Annotated in this window: 18 protein-coding genes and 1 pseudogene; 3 read left to right on the top strand and 16 right to left on the bottom strand. The window is 49.4% G+C overall.

The annotated features are described in order from the left end of the window. Window positions 1-5: 5 nt before the first annotated feature. From DFR60_RS27660 to DFR60_RS27630, 7 genes are read right to left on the bottom strand one after another with little or no spacing between them, the layout of a single operon-like run. A complete protein-coding gene (locus tag DFR60_RS27660) occupies window positions 6-749 on the bottom strand; it encodes a tryptophan synthase subunit alpha (protein ID WP_110326186.1) in 744 nt (247 codons plus the stop codon). Further along, entirely contained in the window at window positions 750-1,577 is an 828-nt protein-coding gene (locus DFR60_RS27655) for a BtpA/SgcQ family protein (protein WP_243005202.1), read from the bottom strand. Between the two features lie 21 nt (window positions 1,578-1,598). After that, complete coding sequence (locus DFR60_RS27650; protein WP_110326185.1) at window positions 1,599-2,435, bottom strand: PTS system mannose/fructose/sorbose family transporter subunit IID; 837 nt, start codon at window positions 2,433-2,435, stop codon at window positions 1,599-1,601. Continuing rightward, window positions 2,422-3,192 carry a PTS mannose/fructose/sorbose/N-acetylgalactosamine transporter subunit IIC gene (locus DFR60_RS27645; RefSeq protein ID WP_055660326.1) on the bottom strand — a complete coding sequence of 257 codons (771 nt, stop codon included), beginning with the start codon at window positions 3,190-3,192 and terminating at the stop codon, window positions 2,422-2,424. The genes DFR60_RS27650 and DFR60_RS27645 overlap by 14 nt, the downstream gene beginning before the upstream one ends. Before the next feature lie 22 nt (window positions 3,193-3,214). After that, a complete protein-coding gene (locus tag DFR60_RS27640; protein WP_055660324.1) occupies window positions 3,215-3,685 on the bottom strand; it encodes a PTS sugar transporter subunit IIB in 471 nt (156 codons plus the stop codon). Window positions 3,686-3,699: 14 nt separating this feature from the next. After that, entirely contained in the window at window positions 3,700-4,116 is a 417-nt protein-coding gene (locus DFR60_RS27635; protein ID WP_110326184.1) for a PTS sugar transporter subunit IIA, read from the bottom strand. A gap of 43 nt (window positions 4,117-4,159) precedes the next feature. Continuing rightward, complete coding sequence (locus tag DFR60_RS27630) at window positions 4,160-6,838, bottom strand: PRD domain-containing protein (protein WP_110326183.1); 2,679 nt, start codon at window positions 6,836-6,838, stop codon at window positions 4,160-4,162. Window positions 6,839-7,148: 310 nt separating this feature from the next. On the opposite strand from DFR60_RS27630, the gene DFR60_RS27625 reads away from it, so the two are divergent. From DFR60_RS27625 to DFR60_RS27615, 3 genes are all read left to right on the top strand, one after another. Beyond that, window positions 7,149-9,086, top strand: coding sequence for a putative bifunctional diguanylate cyclase/phosphodiesterase (locus DFR60_RS27625; protein ID WP_110326182.1), 1,938 nt, complete (start codon window positions 7,149-7,151; stop codon window positions 9,084-9,086). Between the two features lie 118 nt (window positions 9,087-9,204). Further along, window positions 9,205-9,594, top strand: a complete 390-nt coding sequence (locus tag DFR60_RS27620; RefSeq protein ID WP_025531052.1) for a winged helix-turn-helix transcriptional regulator — start codon at window positions 9,205-9,207, stop codon at window positions 9,592-9,594. Window positions 9,595-9,653: 59 nt separating this feature from the next. Next, window positions 9,654-10,187: a cysteine hydrolase family protein gene (locus DFR60_RS27615; RefSeq protein WP_110326181.1), complete on the top strand. Its 534-nt coding sequence runs from the start codon at window positions 9,654-9,656 to the stop codon at window positions 10,185-10,187. A gap of 83 nt (window positions 10,188-10,270) precedes the next feature. Here the strand turns inward: DFR60_RS27615 and DFR60_RS27610 are convergent, their stop codons facing one another. From DFR60_RS27610 to DFR60_RS27570, 9 genes and pseudogenes are all read right to left on the bottom strand, one after another. Beyond that, a complete protein-coding gene (locus tag DFR60_RS27610; protein ID WP_110326180.1) occupies window positions 10,271-11,683 on the bottom strand; it encodes a Na+/H+ antiporter NhaC family protein in 1,413 nt (470 codons plus the stop codon). 15 nt (window positions 11,684-11,698) lie between these two features. Then, a complete protein-coding gene (locus DFR60_RS27605; RefSeq protein ID WP_110326179.1) occupies window positions 11,699-12,922 on the bottom strand; it encodes a pyridoxal phosphate-dependent aminotransferase in 1,224 nt (407 codons plus the stop codon). A 12-nt stretch (window positions 12,923-12,934) separates the two neighbouring features. After that, window positions 12,935-13,245 (bottom strand): annotated as a pseudogene (locus DFR60_RS27600) (Rid family detoxifying hydrolase); the annotation flags it as partial. 133 nt (window positions 13,246-13,378) lie between these two features. After that, the gene (locus tag DFR60_RS27595; protein ID WP_110326178.1) at window positions 13,379-14,041 is read right to left on the bottom strand and encodes a helix-turn-helix transcriptional regulator; all 663 of its coding nucleotides are present in this window, start codon (window positions 14,039-14,041) and stop codon (window positions 13,379-13,381) included. Window positions 14,042-14,053: 12 nt separating this feature from the next. Beyond that, on the bottom strand, window positions 14,054-14,818 hold the full coding sequence (locus tag DFR60_RS27590) for a GntR family transcriptional regulator (protein WP_110326177.1): 765 nt from the start codon (window positions 14,816-14,818) through the stop codon (window positions 14,054-14,056). A 432-nt stretch (window positions 14,819-15,250) separates the two neighbouring features. Next, window positions 15,251-16,066 carry a PfkB family carbohydrate kinase gene (locus DFR60_RS27585; protein WP_110326176.1) on the bottom strand — a complete coding sequence of 272 codons (816 nt, stop codon included), beginning with the start codon at window positions 16,064-16,066 and terminating at the stop codon, window positions 15,251-15,253. A 5-nt stretch (window positions 16,067-16,071) separates the two neighbouring features. Beyond that, entirely contained in the window at window positions 16,072-16,920 is an 849-nt protein-coding gene (locus tag DFR60_RS27580) for a carbohydrate ABC transporter permease (RefSeq protein WP_110326175.1), read from the bottom strand. Continuing rightward, window positions 16,920-17,810, bottom strand: coding sequence for a carbohydrate ABC transporter permease (locus DFR60_RS27575; RefSeq protein ID WP_110326174.1), 891 nt, complete (start codon window positions 17,808-17,810; stop codon window positions 16,920-16,922). The genes DFR60_RS27580 and DFR60_RS27575 overlap by 1 nt, the downstream gene beginning before the upstream one ends. 99 nt (window positions 17,811-17,909) lie before the next feature. After that, window positions 17,910-19,280 (bottom strand): ABC transporter substrate-binding protein, encoded by a 1,371-nt coding sequence (locus DFR60_RS27570; RefSeq protein WP_110326173.1) that lies wholly within the window; start codon window positions 19,278-19,280, stop codon window positions 17,910-17,912. Window positions 19,281-19,363 lie beyond the last annotated feature (83 nt).

The raw sequence follows: 19,363 nt of genomic DNA, 5'->3' as shown, positions 1-19,363 counted from the left end.
TACCCTTACTCACCGGAAGCAGCCTTACGAAACGCTCTCATTACCGCCATCAGCTGCACCGGATCATCGTAATACTCCATTAAACTGCTTCCCAGAAAGAATCCGTCTCCGCCCGACCGCCTGATGAGTGCCACATCCTCCACGGTTCTGATTCCGCCGCCACAGTAGATAGGGCATCGGACCCCTCTTCTTCTCAGCGTTTCCACACAATTTTTCAGTGTGTCCCAGTCAAAATCCGGTGTTTTCTCCGCAGCTGTGGGCATGGCCTGCATATACACAAAGCCTCTGCTTTCCACCGCCCTTACCACCGCCTTCTCCTCCATCTGAAAGGATACGAAGGGCGCAATTATAATTCCATACTGATCAAATACCTCCAGGATATCCGGCGCGCTAATATCCGCTGTGATGACTGTGCCCATATCGTTTTCTTTTAAATAGGCGGCGAGGCGCAGGGCTCCGATATCCAGAACCGTCTCCTGGTAAAGCATGGGGATTACCTCCGCCTGCGGCTCCTTCTCCTTAAACCGCGCCAGCCGTTCCATGTATTCGCTGTAATCGTCACACTGCCGCCTGGCCGCCGCCATCTTTTCCGCGATATAGTCGGCCTCCATATGGGGATTCCGAGGCGGAAAATTCCATTCGATGGCATCACAGCCTCCCGCCACATATAGCTTTGCCATCGCTACGCTCTTATCCATGGTGGGATAACCGCCGGACAGATACGCAATCAGCTTCATCTTATCTGCCATCTATCCACGTCCCTCCCACGGTATTCTCCCGATCTCCTCCATGAGAGCTCTGCACAGTTCTCCATCCACCGGATTGGTTATGATACCACCACGTTTGAGGGCAGTTCCCACAATTGCGCCGTCGGCTGACTGAAACTGTTCGCCCGCGTTTCCTGCATGGAAGCCGCTTCCGATCACAACAGGCACAGATACCGACTGTTTTGCGGTACGGATGGAATCTAACGGAGTCTCCTTGCCAGTACTCACTCCCGTGACAATTAATGCGTCCGCACCAGAGTCCACCGCAGCACGGCAAGATTCTTCCAGCGATACGGCTTCATCTGCCATATGAGAATGCTTCACCTGCACATCCGCGAAGATTTTTACCTCTTCTGCTCCTAAGAAACGCCTCATGCGGATCACCTCTTTACAGCATGGCCCGATCTCTCCCACTCCAGTGACCACCACGCGGTCCACAAACACCGTGGACCTGATAAAAGAGGCACCTGTACCATATGCGATAGCCATTCCGGCTACTCCGTCATTAAAGGATGCATCCACCCCAACGGGGATTTTGGTCTGCTCCACAACCGCCCGGACGATGGCGGACAATGCCGCCACCTGCTCGATCTCCAGCAAACGGCTCTGAGGAAGGTCATTTGTATTTTCCACGATTACCGCATCGACTCCGGACCGCCACAGCGTAACCGCATCCGATACAGCCCGTTCAAACAGTTCCTCCACGCTCCCCCGGTAATTCAGCGTACCCGGCAGCGGCAGGCAGTGTACCATGCCGATTACGGCCTTCTGTCCCCGCGCCATTTTTTCCATCATCTGACCGATCCCCATAGTTCACTCCCTCTTGTCTGTTTAAGCCATGATTCCAAGTCCGGTTAAAAGGACGCATACGACTATGGTCCCCAGCAGCAGAACTACGGTGCTCACCTTCTTGCCGAGAAGCCAGTAGAACAGCCATGTGATTCCCGCCCCCGCGATACCCGGGATGATGCTGTCCAGCGCATTCTGCAGCGTCATGACACTTTCACCGGAACCAAAGGAAATGGCAAAGTTAGTTGCCACCATGGCGCTGACCATGCCTCCGATAACAATACAGCCCAAGATAGATGCCGCCGTCATAATCTTGTCCATCAGTCCGGACTGCTGAACCTTATCCAAGAATTCCACACCCAGCCGATATCCCAACTGTCCGCCTGCGAAACGCACGTAATACGAAGGAATACAGTATATTAACGCATACAGTATCGGTCCCAGGATATTGCCCTGCATGGCCAGCGAGATACCGATGCCTGCCGCGATAATGCGCAGTGTGCCCGGAAATACGGAATCACCGATTCCGGATAATGGACCCATGAGCGCTGCTTTTACGGAGTTGATAGTGGATGTATCAAAATTTTTATTTTTTGCATTCTGTTCCTCCATAGCGATGGTCAGACCGCCCATGAACGAATGGAACTGCGGTGTAATGTTGAAAAACTCCATGTTTCGCTTCAGAGACTGAATATACGCCTCTTTATCATCCGCATAAATTTTCTTTAAGAACGGAGCGATCATAAATGTAAAGGTTTTATGTACCAGACGATCCCAGTTGACGGAAAATCCGCCTGTCAGGGAACGGAAACACATTCTTCGGATATCCTGTTTCGAAAACATCCGGTCTTTCTCATTGTTGGAATTAGAAGTCGTCATCTGCTGCCACCTCCCCATTTTCATTTACAGCGTTTACGGTCTTCATGCTGAAATCAAACTTTGTCAGAATGTAGATAACACCCAAAATTGCAAGTCCCAGCACCGGAATCTTCAAATAGGCCGCCAGGATAAATCCCAAAAACCAGTATGGCGCTACTTTCTTGTTCACGATCATGCGCATCAGCATGGCAAGTCCGATGGCGCTGAGCAGTCCGCCGGCTACGGTCATTCCATGTGTAAACACCTCCGGGATCTGATTCAGCAGATAGGATACCTGCTCCGCCCCAAACAGCCAGGCAAAGAATACCAGGAAAAACTTAAGCAGGACGTTTAAGGTTCCTTCCATGAACATAATGGCCGCGATCCCTTTCTCATTTCCCTGATCCGCGTAGCGGTCAGCAATCTTGGAGGTCATGGAAAAAATAGACCATAAGATATTCTGGAATGATGTGGCGATAATGGCGATCGGTATCGCCATAGCCAGCGCCATCTCTGCAGACAGTCCGGCCTTAATGGCGAACGCAGTTCCCAGAACGCCGCCGACACACGCATCCGGCGGAATATAGGAGCCAATCGCCATGGCGCCTAAGAAGAACACCTCCAGAGTTGCGCCAATGATAATTCCCTGCTCCACATTTCCCAGAATCAGACCAACGATAGGCCCCAATACCAACGGGCGGTTTAAAAACGGTGTTCCGATTCCCCAATCGATATGTCCGTATGCCCCGCATAACCCCAACAGCAATGCTTGTAACATATTTTTCTCCTCCTTTTCATGGCTATAACAATTTTTTGACAGACGTGGCCTTGGCAGTTGGAACTGTCTGGATGGTCACGTCTTTCCCCTCCTGAATCAGTTCCCGTAAAAGTCCGATTTCCTCTTCGGTGGCAAATATGGAATTTGCCAGCTTTTCACACCCCTCTCTCGCATCCGTGTAGCCCAGACTTACCCCTCCGATATCCGGACAGCCTTTCAGCAGACGGTACGCGTCTTTTATGCATTCCACAACGATGAAAAGGACGTATTTATCCGTTTTTCCCTCGTTAATGGCAGCAATCGATTCCTCCACGTTCTTGATCACCAGCTTCGCCCCCGACGGTTTGCTGAGTTTGATCGTGGTAAGCCGCAGCGGATCATTCTGCAGCGTATCACACGCAATCAGGATGCAGTCGGCCCCCAGCGACGACGTCCAGGTGAACGCTACCTGGCCATGCAGGAGGCGTTTATCCACCCTCAACAGTTTGATCATAGTTCATCCCTCCTTTAAAAACTGTCGCATTCCACCGGCGTGCCCACCGCCAGCGGGTTACAGTATACAATAGATTCTCTGGACAGTTCCACCGCGCTGCGGATCACATCGTTAATCGGAAGATCCACATTTGCGATCATCTCCAGAAGCATGGCCAGATTCAAACCGGCTACGATATGGAGTCCGGGCCGGTCAAGCCTCCGGATAAATTCATTGCACACGCTTCCTCCCATCAGATCGGCTGCCACCAGAATCTCATCCGTCTCCGGTATGGACGAAAGCAGCGCATCTACCTGGTCGTTTAAATTCACCTCCTGCTCCACAAATGCGCAGAATGGCTGAACTTCCTTATGTTCACCCATAATCAGCCTGACAGAATCCAGGATTCCCTCCGCGAATTTCCCATGGGTTGCCACTATGATATGTCTCATGTTCTCTCCTCCGCTCTAGTTTTTATGCTGCGTTGCGTAAGCGCTAATTTTCCCCATCGTCATTGTGCTCGATGAATTCATAGATATAGGCGATTTCGCTTATGGGTATCTCCACGTGGTAATGGTCTGTAATATTCTGAAAGCTCTTCTCCACCATGGTAATGAACCCGCTCCGTTCCTTCTTAAAAAGCTCCGGATCCCTGCACGATTCAATCGGATTTTTCGTCACAAGACGCTCAATCAGAAATGACAAATGGATATAAAGACTCATAATTGTATTTGGCTTAAACCGTATATTCAGGTAGTGCTGCAGGAGGTCCAGGGACACTTCGATCCGGTCGGTCAGGGTCACCGGATTAAGTATGGTGAGGTGCTGGATAATATTCTGAAGTGAAAAATTCTTCACCAGATTATTCAGCAGCGTCCGTATTTCTTCCTCAGTAAAGTAGTCATTTAAAATCTCATACACTCTGGGATTCCGGTTTAAGGTAATCACCTCGCTGATATCCAGATGAGGCGTATCGAGAAGTTCGTACCGGTCCACGCCGATGGAAAACAGGATATGGTATTCTGAATCTCTGATATAATCCTCCAGACTGTTCTGCTGTCCGGTATTCCAGTACAGCGCCTTCACCGGTATCTCCTTCGGAAAGCTGCTCCAGAACAGCTCCTTCATCTTCAGAGCGATGTCCGTCCCCTTCTCCCCCATGAATAAGATGGCCGGCTCCTTGTTCTTTTCCTCGCTCTCGATCAGCCGGTATGCTGATACAGAATCCGCCGAAGCTTCCCTTAAAATATCGGGAATCTCCCGGCCCTCCAGCAGCATGGAGCCGATATGAACCGCCAGACTGGTAGAGACGTGATTCATGATCCCGAGACGGATTCCCGGAAGTGTTCTCAATTTCTCGTCGATCAGCTCCAGGGAACCCATATCCACCAGAATTATCATCCGGCTGGACATACAGCTTTTCTCCACATAGTTTTTAAGCGTCTCCGCGATCTTTTCCATAGGAATGTGAAGCGGCATGTCCAGAGCGTCGAAGATGTGACGCCCCAGCAGTGTATTCACAGCTTCCGCCATACTGGAGGCCGTGGAGGTTCCGTGGCAGATAATCACGGCACTCAAATGGCTGTCGCTTAACTGCTGGTTATAATACTTCAGACCAGCCATAGACAAGATCACCGTCGTGTCATCCGGTTTAATTCCCAGGTTCACCTCAATCAGACCGGAGAGGTACTCTACTGCCTCCGCTTCCTGCTGGTATTTTTCATAGAGACAGCGCTTAAATGTCTCCGCCTCCTGCCTCCGCTCTTCCTTCTCTCCCAGTCCCAGCATCTGCCTTCTCAGACAGGCCTGAAGCATTTTGGCGAAGTTTCGTGGAATTACACAGTGAAAACGGTTCTCCACAAATGTGACCAGGCCCTCATAGATCACGTCAGCCGGTCTTTTTTCAGGTGCTTCCTCCTCGATAAACTGATAGGTATATTCCTTCATGCGCCGCTGAAACACCTGATACAACTGATCAAGCACTGCCGTAAATGGCCTCTCCCCGGACTCCGCCTCCCGAAAGGCGTCGTATACTGCCTCCCCCAGGCCGTATTCTTCCTGTTTCTCGTTCAGTTCTTCTCTCTGACGAGGAGATATCCAGAGTTCCTCCTCAAAATCCTTTTCCACCGTTATGTTATTTAACAGCTCCTCAGAAAAATAGTAGGAGTGAATCGACAGCGCCGTCTCATCCTTCTGGTATAAGTATGCCCTCGCACACATTTTCCTTATTTCGCTCTGTAAACCTTCTATATTATTGTCAAACCGATAATCCACCAGATGGGTAAATACCTTTCTGCTGATTCGGACGGCTTTCTGTATGGAATTTTCTTCCCGCACAAAGAACTGGAGCACCATGCGTTCCTTTTCCTGACGCGACCGCTGTTTCAATTCCGGGCAGTAGGCAATTACCGGAATCCGGTTCCTCCAGAAGTTTTCTATCTCATGGCTTTCCGTCGGCTCCGATGTGAGGATCACGCGCCAGGATGAATTCTTTTCTGTATTCAGCTGATCTACAAAATCCAGGACACGCGTCTGCAGGGGCTTGTCCAGCCTGTGAAACTTCTCCAGGACCATGAGTCCGGTCCGGTTCTTTCTTATCACGGATTCCTTATCTGCAAACAGCTTCTTGATGACCGCCTCATTCCTGGTGCCGCTGGCATGAAAGGAGCTTCTGATATAGACCGCGTCATCGGACAGAATATCCATGCTCTTCATGTACTGGAAGGTCAGGGAACAGAGCAGGCTCTTTCCCGTACCTCTCTTTCCGATCAGCATCATCGGCAGCCCGTTCGGCGGATAATACGCCGCTATCCTGATCTGCTCGATGCAGTCCGCCAGGCTTCCGTCGAACCCGATCAGTGACTGAAAGCTGTGGTGCTGCCCCCGGATGTAATCATGAAACTCATCGAGATCCTCAAACATCTCCCGTCTTATTCGAAGCCCCGTGAGTTCTTCCAGGGCCCGGATATGCAGGAAGCAGACAGGGCGCGAATTGATCTTTAGCAGCACGTTCTCATGAACAAGCTGGTTCAAATACTGACTCGCCAGATTCCTGCTGATATTCAGCTGTTCTGCAGCAGCCTGCGCATTGACCGCCTCCCAGTTTCCTGAAACGGCCGCTCTGGTCGCATTCATGATCCAATTGACGATTTCCTGTTTTGTGCTAGGTTCCATGCGTTCTCCCTCTTTCTGATTAAATTATACCCTGCCACAATGCAGCTGCGGACTTTGTCAACGTTTTTGAACAGTAACACTCTTTTTACAGACACTTATTGATATAACGCCTTGATTTTTGTATATTAGGTTTCATTCGTCGCCACTGTTAGCAAGCTAGTGTCGAAAAGAGCATGTATTCTGCACATTAATTTATTATACATGATCCATAAGAATTATTATAGATTCGCTCCGACTTTCCGCTTGCGCGCTTCATCCCATCATGATAAGATAAGAACAAGTACACTTTGGGGGAATTGAGGAAAAAATCGTGAGCTGGAATATTGCTGCTGAATGCATATCAACCGTCATGCTCTGCATCATCTGGAACTACTCCAGGCAGAGCCATTCATTGCCAACACTGAAAAATAAACTGTTTCAGATCTGTTTCCTGACGACGTTTTTGGCCATGACGTCGAATATTTTATCGACAATCTGTATTCAGAACACCGGAGTGATTCCGCTGTGGGTGAACTGGCCGGTCACGACCATCTACTTTATTGCCACTCCGCTTATGGGCGTCATCTATTTCTATTATGCGCTCTCCATACTATATGAATATCAGCCGCATTTTCCGAAAAAGTGGCTTCTTTTGCTGCTTCCGGCTGCAGTCTATCTGCTCATGGTCATCTCCAATCCCTTTACCGGCTGTCTGTTTTCCTTAAGTCTGGAGACCCAGTATGAGCAGGGTCCTCTCATCATCACAACTTACCTCGTCTTCTATATTTACTGCCTGTTCACCTGCGTCACGGTCGTGGCACTGGGAAAACGGGTGGATTCCACGATCCGCAACATCCTGGCGTGTTTCCCGCTGATCGCGGCCCTGGTCGTCATTATCCAGCAGATGTTTCCAGAGGTCATTCTCTCCGGTTCCGCCGCCACCTGCGCGCTGCTGATCCTTTATCTGTATCTGCAGAATAAACAGATTTCCATTGACTATCTGCTGGGGATTCCCAACCATAAGGAATTTTTAAACTCCCTCCAGCTTCAGATCAAACGCCACAAAGATGCTTCCTTCACCATACTCCTCGTTTCCCTTCGAAACTTCAAACAGGTGAATGACACCTACGGTCAGCAGAACGGAGATGAGTTCCTAAAAACCGTCTGCAATTACTTGAGTAACACAGTGAAACCGTATCAGCTTTACCGTTACAACGGAGATGAGTTCGCTGTACTGATTCCTGAGTCCCATAAGGAAACCGTCATTCGTCTGGTCAAAACCATAGATGAACGCTTTAACCAGCCATGGAAAAGCCATGACTTCCGCTGTATGATCGGAATGGTAATCGCCGTCACCCACTATCCGAAAAGCGCGGATACAATCGAAGACTTAATTAATGCCCTGGAATACACGGTTTCCGTCGCCAAAGACGGTAAAAACGGCAACATCTGCTACTGTGGTCCGGGTATGCTCGATCATGTCAAACGGCGTTTTAAAGTGATCGATGTCCTGAAGGACGCTCTGACTCAGGGCGGTTTTCAAGTATATTACCAGCCTATCTGGTCTGTGGAGAAGCAGTGCTTTACCCTGGCGGAATCACTTCTGCGCCTGCCTTCCACCCCGCTCGGCCCCTTATACCCCTCGGAATTTATTCCCATAGCCGAGGAGACCGGACTGATTGTGGATATTACCTATTACGTACTGGATACAGTCTGCCGCTTCGTGCACGACCTTTTAGAGAGTGGCGTCACGATGCTGGAAAGCGTCACTGTCAATTTCTCCGGCGTACAGTTTTCCCAGCATAATCCGGCGGAAAAGGTGATTTCCATCATCGAAAGCCACGGGATCCCTTACCGGATGATCAAGATCGAGATCACAGAGAGCGTTCTCGCGGAAAGCCGCCAGGAGCTGGAAGAATTTATCGATCTAATGCATGCAAAGGGCGTGGAAGTCAGTCTGGACGACTTTGGAACCGGCTACTGCAACCTCGTCTCTGTGCTGAGCATGGATGTGGATGTGATCAAACTGGACAAGAGCCTGCTGTGGGCGGCTCAAAAAGACCAGAAAACGGCCATCATGATGAAGAGCCTGTCCCGTTCCGTTCACGAACTGGGCATGCGGGTCGTGTCGGAAGGTGTGGAGACGGATGAGCAGAGGGCCTTTGCCGAAGAATGCTGCTGTGACTGGATTCAGGGGTATTACTATGCGAAGCCGATGCCTGGGAAAGATGCGAAACGTTTTCTGACGGAGAGAATAGAGAAATCGTAAGAGATTATCCTATAACAGAAAAAAGCGAAAAAACAGGGTATGGAATATAGTCAGTCCATATCCTGTTTTTTTAAGATAGACCTATTAATGTAAAATATCCCATGTAGGAGATGATGAAATGAAACTTAGAGAAAGCTACACATGCCCCTTAGAACTTGTTCATGATATGATAAAGGGTAAATGGAAAACGATCATTATTTTTCAACTAAGAAATGGAAAATGTTCTTTTTCTGAACTCCATCACAGTATAGCAGGAATTACCCAAAAAATGCTGTTGGAGCAACTGCGTGAATTGAAACACTTTGGATTAATTGATAAAAAAACGTATGATGGATATCCTCTAAAAGTGGAATATTTTTTAACCGGGCAGGGGGAAAAGATGCTGTCCGCAATTAAAATAATGCAGGAAATTGGTATAGACTACATGGTCGGGCATGGTATGACAGAAATCCTTGATGAAAAAGGAATTTGTTATGAACCCCTGCCATACGTACGAAAAAGTAAGTAATTTACATAGAAGCTATTATCCGATATCATTTCATTAGAATCAGGAAAGGATATGAGACTATGAAAAAAGCATTACTTATTATCGATGTGCAAAATGATTATTTTCCTAATGGAAAATGCCCGTTGTATAAACCAGAGGCAGCGTTGAGTACGATAAAAGATTTATTAGAAAATTTCCGGAAGCAGATTCTGCCGGTTATTTACATTCGTCATGAGTCTTTACAGGGAACATTTTTTAATCCAAATACAGATGGTGTACAAATTCATCATGATATTAAACCACTGGATATAGAAACGGTTATTGTTAAGCATGAGCCAAATAGTTTTTATGAAACAAATTTGCAAAACAAACTGGTGGAGAATGAGATCACAGAATTGGTTGTTTGTGGAATGATGACACATATGTGTATTGACACAACGATAAGAGCTGCCAAAGATTATGGCTATGAGATTACACTGATATCAGATGGCTGTGCAACTAAAGATTTGGAATGGAATGGCGTTACTCTCCCGGCCAGCCTTATTCAGAGCACATATATGGCTTCATTAAATCAGAAGTTTGCCAACATCAAGTTGGGTTCAGAAATGTTCTAAAGATATATCCAGTTAAAAAAGTCCGTAAATACGGGATATTCCAGTATTTACGGACTTATGGCAGCTCTATCAAGAATACAATTCTACTTCTTTCCGCCACTCTCCGTCTCCATCGTCCGTCCCCATCCGGTAATCACCGCGAATAAGAACACTCCAAACAATGCAAACGCATAAATCGTACCTCCGGCCACAACCACCGGTGATAAACCGGTCAGAGCCGCTCCGATAAATACAAACACGCTCATGAACGGAATAATCGCCGGAATACTGTTGGCCGTTCCGTCAAGCAGGTTTGCTCTTCTGTAAGGATGGATATTCTTCGCACTTCCCACCTTATTAAGCACCGGGCCGAACGTCAGGATCGAAGCGCTCGTAACACCGCCGAAGATAATGGTACAGAGGCTGATTCCCAGCATACAGATGAGCTCGGCGCCCCTCGGAGTCGTAGCCGCCTTGCTGTTTAAGATGGCCTCCACCATATAATCCAGCATACCGGCTTCCGTCAGCACGCCCATGATTCCGAATACCGCGATAACCAGACCCACGGTTCCCAGCATTCCCTGCACACCGCTGATCAGGAAGCCAACCGCGGCATTATTAGCCGGGTCATTGGCAAATACATCCTGGAAGGTGAACAGTCCTGCTGCCAGGCCCACGATCAATCCCAGCAGAAGTCCGACTCCAATTCCCGCGAAGATGTTGCGGCTCTTGGTCGCCACGATCAGCATGATAATAACCGGAATCAGCATGATCAGGCTGACAGGGCTTGCCGCCGCCTCGATGGTACCGCCCTGATACGTTCCGCCCATACCGCCCAGCACTGCGAACAGCACTACGCTGATCAAGGCCGCCACTGCGGAATATTTTAACCGGCTGCTTACCACACCGCCTACATCGGCCGGATGGCCGTCCTTAAACTGCTGTGTCGATGACGATGCGATGGTCGTGTCACTGATCGGCGCCAGATTGTCACCGAAAATCGCCCCCGATACAATGGCTCCCGCCATAAACATGGGGCTGCCGCCCAGCACAACTCCCGCCGGGAAGAAAATAGGGAACGCGGTAAACATGGTTCCGATGGAGCTGCCTGTCGCAGTCGATACCACACAGGTCGCAAAGAAGGTAAACGCCACGAACAGTCCGCCGTTCATACCTATGGTATTGGCCAGCCACACGAAACCGCCCGACAGCCCGCTGGCCTTCATTAGCGCGCTGAACATACCGATAACGAAGAAAATAACGATAACAGAAACGCTTGTGATCGAAGAGATCCCCTTAATTGCAGCATCCCAGAATTTCGTATAACTGGTGCAGAACACTCCGCCGACCAGCAATGCCACGAATCCCCCCATGGCCAGCGCTTCCATATTAAATGCCTTGAAAATAACAAATAAAACGACACAGAAACCAAAAAATATAGCGACTGGAACCAGCGACATAAAAATTCCGCCGCGAAATGTCAAGTTCTCTTTTGTATTTGCATTTGTCTCACCCATAACTGCTTCCCCCTTTTAGCAGATCCCCTTTTCCTTTGCAAGTTCCGTCAGCGCCCTTTTGATATCACGGAAACGTCCCGCCGCTTCCTCATCATTGGCAAAACAGGCTGTTACAATCCGTATGTGCCCTTCCCCTTGTGCACCATACGGCGTTCCCTGATTGACCATGATGTTGGCGTGATCCCTTATGTAGTCTGCCACCTCAGCACTGGTACCCAGCGCGCTCACGTTCAGCCAGCTTAAGATTCCGCTCTCACTTGGCTTCATCGTCACGCCCGGAATTTCTGACAGGATCTCATACGCTAAGTCCCTGCGGCGAAGCAGGCGCTCATAGTTGCTCTTTAAAAATGCCTCGTCCCTTACCGCGGCCACCGCTCCGATGCTGGCCAGGGTATTGGAAGCCCCCAGCACGTTGACGGCCGCGCCGTAAAGCACATCCATGATATGATCATCCGCGTAAATATATCCAATCCGGAACCCGGACAGTCCCAGCCCCTTGGAAATGGAACAGACCGTCAATGTCCTCTCCCACATTCCGGGCAGCGTACACGGCGCCGCGAACTCGATTCCATCGTAAATATGATCTTCAAACGCCTGGTCAGATACCAGAATCAGATCATTCTTAACAATAAACGCCGCCAATTCCTCCAGCTTCTCCTTCCGGAACACGGTCGTCGTCGGATTGTTGGGATGGCTGATCAGCACCATCTTCGTCTTCGGCGTCAGCCTCTTTTCAAACTCTTCCATTCTGGGCTGGTATCCGTCCTCCTCATACAGCGGCACCGGAACCGCCTTCGCGCCCAGAAGTTTTGCATTCAAAAAGTTGCTGGGATAGCTGGGATCAGGGATCATGATTTCGTCCCCTTCCTCGATAAACGGCATCATGGAAAACAGAAGGCCGCTGTCCGATCCCGGGCTCACGATCACATTACGGCTCGGATCGATGGGGAGTCCCGTTCTCCTGCTGATCTTCTCCGCCAGCGCCTTTCTTAATGCCAGGTCCCCGATCGGCATCACATAATGGCTGACGGTTCCGCTCTCCAACGCTTCCATCATAGCCTTTTTTGCCGATTCCGGTACCGATGGATCCGGATAAAACGGATCCGCCCACGCCATGTTCGCACCGCCTGCCGCAAGGAAATTTCCCACGCCCTCTCCGACATCGGCCTTAGTCACCGCTGAAAACAATCCGCCCTCCAGGTCTTTGAAACGATCATTCATTCTCCTTTTTACGTCCATGTAATATCCCTCCTATGATTTTACAATCGCTACTGCTTCCACCTCACACAACACACCCTTTGGCAGGTCCTTTACTGCCACACAGCTCTCGCCGGATTCCCCGTAAAATAGTCGGCATACACCTCGTTAAATGCCGCGAAGTCTCCCATATCCGCCAGAAAGCATGTGGTCTTTGCCACAGTGGTTAAGTCGGCCCCCGCCGCCTCGAGCACTGCCTTTACATTCTTCATGGACTGGCGGGCCTGCTCTGTAATCCCCCCTTCCACCACCGCTCCGGTCGCCTGATCAAGCGGAATCTGCCCCGATGTAAACACGAATCCATTCTTTCCTCTAAAATGCACGAAAGGGTGGTATTGAAAGTTACGTCAATACCACCCTTGGCTGTACTAATACTATATCACTAAAATATATTTTAGTCAATCCAAAAATCAATAAAATAATTTTTATTAATTATATTCAGTTTTTTCTTAAATTCCGTAAGTGAAGATAGACTGTATTTCTGGAAAGCCCCAGAATATCGGCAACCAGAGGCACGCTTTCCTTAAACTGGAAGATCCCCTGCTCTTCCAGCTGAGCGATCACTTCCCGCTTCTTCAGCGATGGAAGTATGGACTGATCCGCCTCCACTTTGGCCTGGGCCGCGGTGACGGCACGGTTCACCAGTTCCTGGGGATTGTCCGCGTAGTTTTCGCTTTCAAAGCTGTGGTCCGCGGCCCTTGGGAGAAAACCGGACAAAAAGGTCTCGACCGATGTGTTTAAGTAAAAATTAATGCAGAGCAGGCCAATGACCTTCCCATTTGTCCCTTCGATCGTAATCGTGGAGGATTTCAGCGGTTCGCCCTTCTTGTTGTGGGTATAGTAGGAAATATGGCCGGACAGCCCTTCCGTCTGAATCCGGTTCAGCATGGTCAGCGCCAGGTCCGTCACTGGAGCTCCCTCCGTCCTTCCGGTGTAGTGTCCGTTGATAATCTTGATAACAGAGCTGTCCAGATTTTCCAGACTGTGAAGTACAAGCTCGTATCCGTCTCCCAGATACTCAGCAAGCCCCTCCACCACGGTTTTGTAGGATTCAAGGATCAGATGATCCTCCGGTGTGAAAACAACATTCCCCTGTGCCATAAGACTTCTCCTTTACACCCGCCAGCTGATCCCACTATGGGTCATCTGGTCATTCTCGCTGTTAGAAATTACATAGGAGGTATTCTCCCCCTTTAAAATACTGATGGAAATATGCTGGGCCACGCCCTCCTCGTTGTAGGTGATCTTGAAAATATCGAACAGCGGATCACCCAATCCGCATTTCAAATGTTCAGAGAATTCCCTGGAGGCCTTTCTCACCTTGAGCACCTTGTAGTAGCGGTCCAGTTTTGTGTGATACTCCTGGCGCAGAAGCTGAAAAACCGAGACATTGCCTTCCATTTTCTCAAAAATCCCCGGAAAGCGCTTAAGCGGAATGTAACACATATCCAGCATCATGGGGATGTCGTCCGCATACATGACACGCTTTAAATACACCACCTTATCGTCCACCGAGATCTGTAAGTCATTCGCATAGGATGGCTTTACGAAAATAATGGATTTCTCCAGTATCTCGGTCCGAACTGTTCTTCCCTGGCTCTCCATGGAATCATGAAATCCGGCCAGCTGGTCGATCCGGCTCTGCACTCCGGTACTCAGTACAAATGTTCCTTTTCCCTGCTTCCGAACCAGAATCTCTTCCTCGCATAACTCCTTCACCGCTCTGCGAACCGTAATCCTGCTCACCTGATACTTTTCTTCCAGCTCTGCCTCACTCGGCATCCGGTCTCCCGGCCTGTAGATCTGTGCGTGTATATCATCTTTAATTGCGTTCTTAAGCTGCTCATATAACGGAGTCAATGCATTCTGATTTAGCATATCTGCGTCTCCTGTCCTCTTCTTCATCGTTACAGTTCACTCCCCACCAGGGGCACCGCAGTTCTGTTCGGCCGGGCAGGCTTCCTCAGCCTTTCCAGTGACTTTGCAGGGTATTAGAAGTTCTTAACGCGCAAAATTTTTCGTTCAGGTGAAATTCCCACTTGTCTGAGCGCAGCGAGTTTGGGAATTTCTCCTGGTTTTTAGAAAAATTCTGCACGTTTAGAACTTCTTATGCCCGAAACCGGAACTGGAAAGGCTGAGGAAGCCTGCCCGGCCGAACAGAACTGCGGTGCCCCTGGCGGGGAGTGAACTGTAACTCTTCATCCTTGATGCCCAATTACAATTATATCTCACAAAATCGGTCAAGGCAACCTTTTTAACCGGAAAACCCGCTTCCCTGAAAGTCCGGGAAAGCGGATTTAATCTGCATTTTTATTCCATTTTATGTGGGTAGCCAAAGCCTCCCCGAATCATGCATGTGGCGGCAGAACGGTCGGCGGCATAGTCAAGTGCCTCCTCCATTCCTTTCCCGTCTCCATACGCGGTTAAAAATCCCGCGATAAAACTGTCTCCCGCCCCCATGGTATCGATGGCGTCCACCTTCTTAATCCCCTGGTGCCAGACCCGTTCTCCGTCATAGAAGACGGCTCCCTTATGGCCTCTCGTAACTCCCACGATTTTGGTCCCCAGTTCATGAACCTTCCTCATCAGGGCGATACATGCGTCCTCCTCCAGGTCGGAACCCGAGAAAAATGCGTACGTCAGATACGGACACGTCCGCTGCAAATACGCCTCTTCCCGCTTATCGGAGAAATCGAAGGAGACTTCACAAATGTCCTTTAACGTCGGAAGCTCATACTCCAGATTGGAGTAACAGCTGGAATGGCAGATATCATACTCTTTGATAATCTCCATGTCCTCCGGCACAATTTTCATGGCAAACAAGTGCTGGCAGCTGTCACGCAGCCCCGCGGCGAAGACACGGTCTCCGTCTTTTAGGTATACCCGCGGCTGTGCCGTGTGGGCGTACACCTTTCTCGACCGGTCGAAGGTCACGCCCTCTTTTGTCAGGCACTCCTTGATGTAATCCGCCCGCTCATCATCCCCAAATACACCGATATAATTAACGCGCTCTGCTCCATTTTTTTTACAGTTTACCGCTACATTGACGGCATTCCCCCCCGGAAAATAGACGCCCTCATCCATATAGCAGTCCGTTACATTATCTCCAATTGCAATTAACTTCATATCTGTTATCCTTTCACTGCACCGGCGGTCATGCCCCTTACAAAACTCTTCTGCATCAGCAGGAAGAGAACGATAATCGGAAGACAGGAGATGACCATACCTGCTAATACGACACCCCATTCCGTCATGAGTCCGTCACGGAACACCATCAGTCCTACCGGAATGGTGCGAAGCTTCGAGCTGTCCACAAAGATTGTGGCAAATACGAACTCATTCCACGCGTAATACGCTGTCATGATGATGACCGTTGAGATGATCGGTTTGGACAGCGGTAGGTATATGTGTCCGTAAATCTGCATCAGCGTGGCCCCGTCGATGGTAGCCGCCTCCTCCAGCTCTTTGGAGATACCGACGAAAAACGACCGGATCAGCATGATCGATACCGGAAGCCGGAACGCGATGTAAGGCAGTATCATGGCCAACAGCGTATTCTTAAGCTTCAGGCTCTTTAACAGCATGAACAGCGGAAGCAGGCAGACCTGCGGTGACAGCAGCAGGCCGCAGAGACAGAAGAGAAATACGAAATTTCCCAGTCTGCCTTTCATCTGGCAGATTCCAAATGCGGAAAAAGTGGATGCAAAGACCACACCAGCCAGCGTACATATCGTTACAATCAGGCTGTTGAGGAAATACTGAGATATCCCCCGGTTCCAGGCTGTCATATAATTTTCCACATGCCAGATATCGGGAAGCCCCCACACATCGCCGTATATGCCGTTGTAGTCCTTAAAGGACGACATCAGAATCCAGAACAGCGGATACAAAATCAGGGCGGCCAGGAGGAATAAAATGGCCAGCCAAAGGATCTCGCCGGGTCCGTATACTCTTCTCTTTTTTACTTTCACCTTCTCCATCAGCGATCCTCCTTTTCCGTTCCGAAGCTTGCGAACTGTACGGAAGATAAAATTGCCGTTATGACAAAAATCAGCATGGCGATCGTGGATGCGTATCCCATATTGTTCTTAACGAAACCGGTCTGGTACATATGAAGCGACAGCACCATGGTCGCCGTTCCCGGCCCGCCTCCGGTTAAGATATACGGTTCGTTGAATACGGTAAATGCACCGACAACCGTTAAAATCATGGTAACAAAGAACATCTGGCGCACCTGCGGCACCGTTATGTAGAAAAAGCGTTTCAGCTTTCCGGCGCCGTCCACCTCTGCCGCCTCATATAAATCCCGGGGGATCTTCTGGATGGCCACAATGAACAGCATGGCAACATATCCGGTACTCTGCCATTGAGAAACCGCAATCACCGCATACATCGCTGTCTTCTTGCTTCCCAGCCATACCCTCGTTAAGCCGTCAAGTCCGACCAGCTCCAGGAAGCTGTTTAACAGGCCCATCTGTGGATTGTATACAAAATCAAACAACAGACATACGACGGTCATGGATATCACGGTAGGGATAAAATAGATACTGCGCAGCGTCGGGGCAAACTTATGGAATGCGATGTCCTCCAGTACCGCCGCCAGCACGAGTCCGAATCCCACCTGGATAACAATCGAGATGACAGCATAAAGGATGTTGTTTTTCAGGGAGACCAGAATGATCTTATCTGAAAACAGATGCCTGTAGTTGTCAAACCCCACCCACTCCTTCGTTGTGGAAGACAGGGTAAAGGACTGAAAACTATATATGAAATTTTTAATCAGCGGAAAATATACGAATATTCCCAGAATCAGAATAGCTGGTATGGCAAATGCCAATGCCTGTAAATTTCTTTTTTTCTCTCTTTTCAAGCGGATACTCCCCCTCACATGCATTCGGCGGAATGTTATGATCCATCCCATTTATTGTAACAGTTCAGGACATCGGATGTCCTGAACTGTTACCTTTTATTAATGTAAGGCAGCCGCAGCCTCCTTTACCTGTTCCATAACGCTTTCCGGAGTCTCGTCGCCTGTAGCAATCGCCTGTGCCCCCTGGCCGTATACGGTATAAACGGACGCATCGCAGGCATTGTCAAACCACGGTACCAGCGTGGATGCGGATTTGATAATCTCCATCGCCTCCAACTGTGCCGGGAGGGCATTGGTTTCATCCACTGCACCCGCTACGCTGGAGATCTCTCCGCTCTTTGTTGTCAGAGCTTCTCCGCCCTTCTTGCTGACCAGCCACTTTAAGAACTTCACACACTCTTCCGGATTCTTAGCCTTGTTGCTGATCATAAATCCCTCCGGTGCGCCGGTCAGTCCTTCCGGATCGCCTTTTCCGTCTTCGAAAGCCGGGAAATTGAAGAAGCCGTATTCAAAGCCTTCCGGAATGACCTTTTCAAGCATGGTGATCTCTGCGAACTGTAAATACATAATCGGAGCCTCTCCGGTTGCAAAGTATGTATTTCTGGCTGTTTCATGATCGATGGCTACACAGGTTTCCCCCATGTAGGAGGTGAGCTGTTTCCATTTTTCGAGTACCTCCACGTAGGCCGGATCTGTAAATTCACCGGTCGCCGCATCGTAATCCTTCGCGATCACTGCAGGATCTACCATTCTCTGATTCATGGTTCCCAGATAGTGGAGAATTGCCCAGTTATCGGATAATCCCTCAACCACCGGTGTCTCATAACCGGCTGCCTTCAGAGTATCCAGCGCGGCGATAAATTCATTCCATGTCTTCGGCACTTCCAGGTTGTTTTCTGCAAATATCTTCTTATTATAATAGAAAGCTTTGCCATCCTGTGACCACGGAACCCCATAGATCTTTCCGTCAAAGGTAAAGCCATCGACGCTGGCTCCTGCAATCTTGGAGGACCACTCAGTGTCACCGTCATAGATGTCGTTCAGCTCCATGACATTGCCGGAGTCAATCATTTCTTTTGCAAAGGTTCCCGACCAGGAAGAGAAGATATCCGGAACTTCGTCTGTCGCAACGACCATACGGATTTTCTCTTTGTACTGATCGTTTAAGATGCAGTCCATGTTGATCGTGACATTTGGATTCTCGTCCATATATTCCTGGATCAGTTCCTGGAACATGGAATTCTTCGGGTCGTTGGGCCAGCGGTGGAAGAAGTTAATTACTACCTTCTCTCCGGATCCCTCTTCTGCCTTCGCTTCGCCGCCTGCCGCAGTGGTATCCGCCGCCTTACTCTCCGGCGCTGCGGTTGTCTTGGCATCCCCGCCATCCTTTGATCCGCCGCATGCGGTCAACGACAATCCCATGGTAAGAGCCAGTGCAAGTGCCATGATTTTCTTAATACTTTTCTTCATATGATACCCTCCTTGTATGCCTTTTCTAAAAACGACGGAATTCCAGCCTTCCTGCTAAAACTCCGTCGCTCTCTCTTATTCTT

Source organism: Hungatella effluvii (assembly GCF_003201875.1).
Lineage (GTDB): Bacteria > Bacillota > Clostridia > Lachnospirales > Lachnospiraceae > Hungatella > Hungatella effluvii.
Note: the sequence above shows the minus strand (reverse complement) of the source record. Positions and strands in the feature narration are given on the sequence as shown.

What these genes read in the sequence shown, in the direction of transcription:
- DFR60_RS27660 (WP_110326186.1), bottom strand. Translation starts at nt 749, where the DNA reads ATGGCAGATAAGATGAAGCTGATTGCGTATCTGTCCGGCGGTTATCCC.
- DFR60_RS27655 (WP_243005202.1), bottom strand. Translation starts at nt 1,577, where the DNA reads ATGGGGATCGGTCAGATGATGGAAAAAATGGCGCGGGGACAGAAGGCC.
- DFR60_RS27650 (WP_110326185.1), bottom strand. Translation starts at nt 2,435, where the DNA reads ATGACGACTTCTAATTCCAACAATGAGAAAGACCGGATGTTTTCGAAA.
- DFR60_RS27645 (WP_055660326.1), bottom strand. Translation starts at nt 3,192, where the DNA reads ATGTTACAAGCATTGCTGTTGGGGTTATGCGGGGCATACGGACATATC.
- DFR60_RS27640 (WP_055660324.1), bottom strand. Translation starts at nt 3,685, where the DNA reads ATGATCAAACTGTTGAGGGTGGATAAACGCCTCCTGCATGGCCAGGTA.
- DFR60_RS27635 (WP_110326184.1), bottom strand. Translation starts at nt 4,116, where the DNA reads ATGAGACATATCATAGTGGCAACCCATGGGAAATTCGCGGAGGGAATC.
- DFR60_RS27630 (WP_110326183.1), bottom strand. Translation starts at nt 6,838, where the DNA reads ATGGAACCTAGCACAAAACAGGAAATCGTCAATTGGATCATGAATGCG.
- DFR60_RS27620 (WP_025531052.1), top strand. Translation starts at nt 9,205, where the DNA reads ATGAAACTTAGAGAAAGCTACACATGCCCCTTAGAACTTGTTCATGAT.
- DFR60_RS27615 (WP_110326181.1), top strand. Translation starts at nt 9,654, where the DNA reads ATGAAAAAAGCATTACTTATTATCGATGTGCAAAATGATTATTTTCCT.
- DFR60_RS27610 (WP_110326180.1), bottom strand. Translation starts at nt 11,683, where the DNA reads ATGGGTGAGACAAATGCAAATACAAAAGAGAACTTGACATTTCGCGGC.
- DFR60_RS27605 (WP_110326179.1), bottom strand. Translation starts at nt 12,922, where the DNA reads ATGGACGTAAAAAGGAGAATGAATGATCGTTTCAAAGACCTGGAGGGC.
- DFR60_RS27595 (WP_110326178.1), bottom strand. Translation starts at nt 14,041, where the DNA reads ATGGCACAGGGGAATGTTGTTTTCACACCGGAGGATCATCTGATCCTT.
- DFR60_RS27590 (WP_110326177.1), bottom strand. Translation starts at nt 14,818, where the DNA reads ATGCTAAATCAGAATGCATTGACTCCGTTATATGAGCAGCTTAAGAAC.
- DFR60_RS27585 (WP_110326176.1), bottom strand. Translation starts at nt 16,066, where the DNA reads ATGAAGTTAATTGCAATTGGAGATAATGTAACGGACTGCTATATGGAT.
- DFR60_RS27580 (WP_110326175.1), bottom strand. Translation starts at nt 16,920, where the DNA reads ATGGAGAAGGTGAAAGTAAAAAAGAGAAGAGTATACGGACCCGGCGAG.
- DFR60_RS27570 (WP_110326173.1), bottom strand. Translation starts at nt 19,280, where the DNA reads ATGAAGAAAAGTATTAAGAAAATCATGGCACTTGCACTGGCTCTTACC.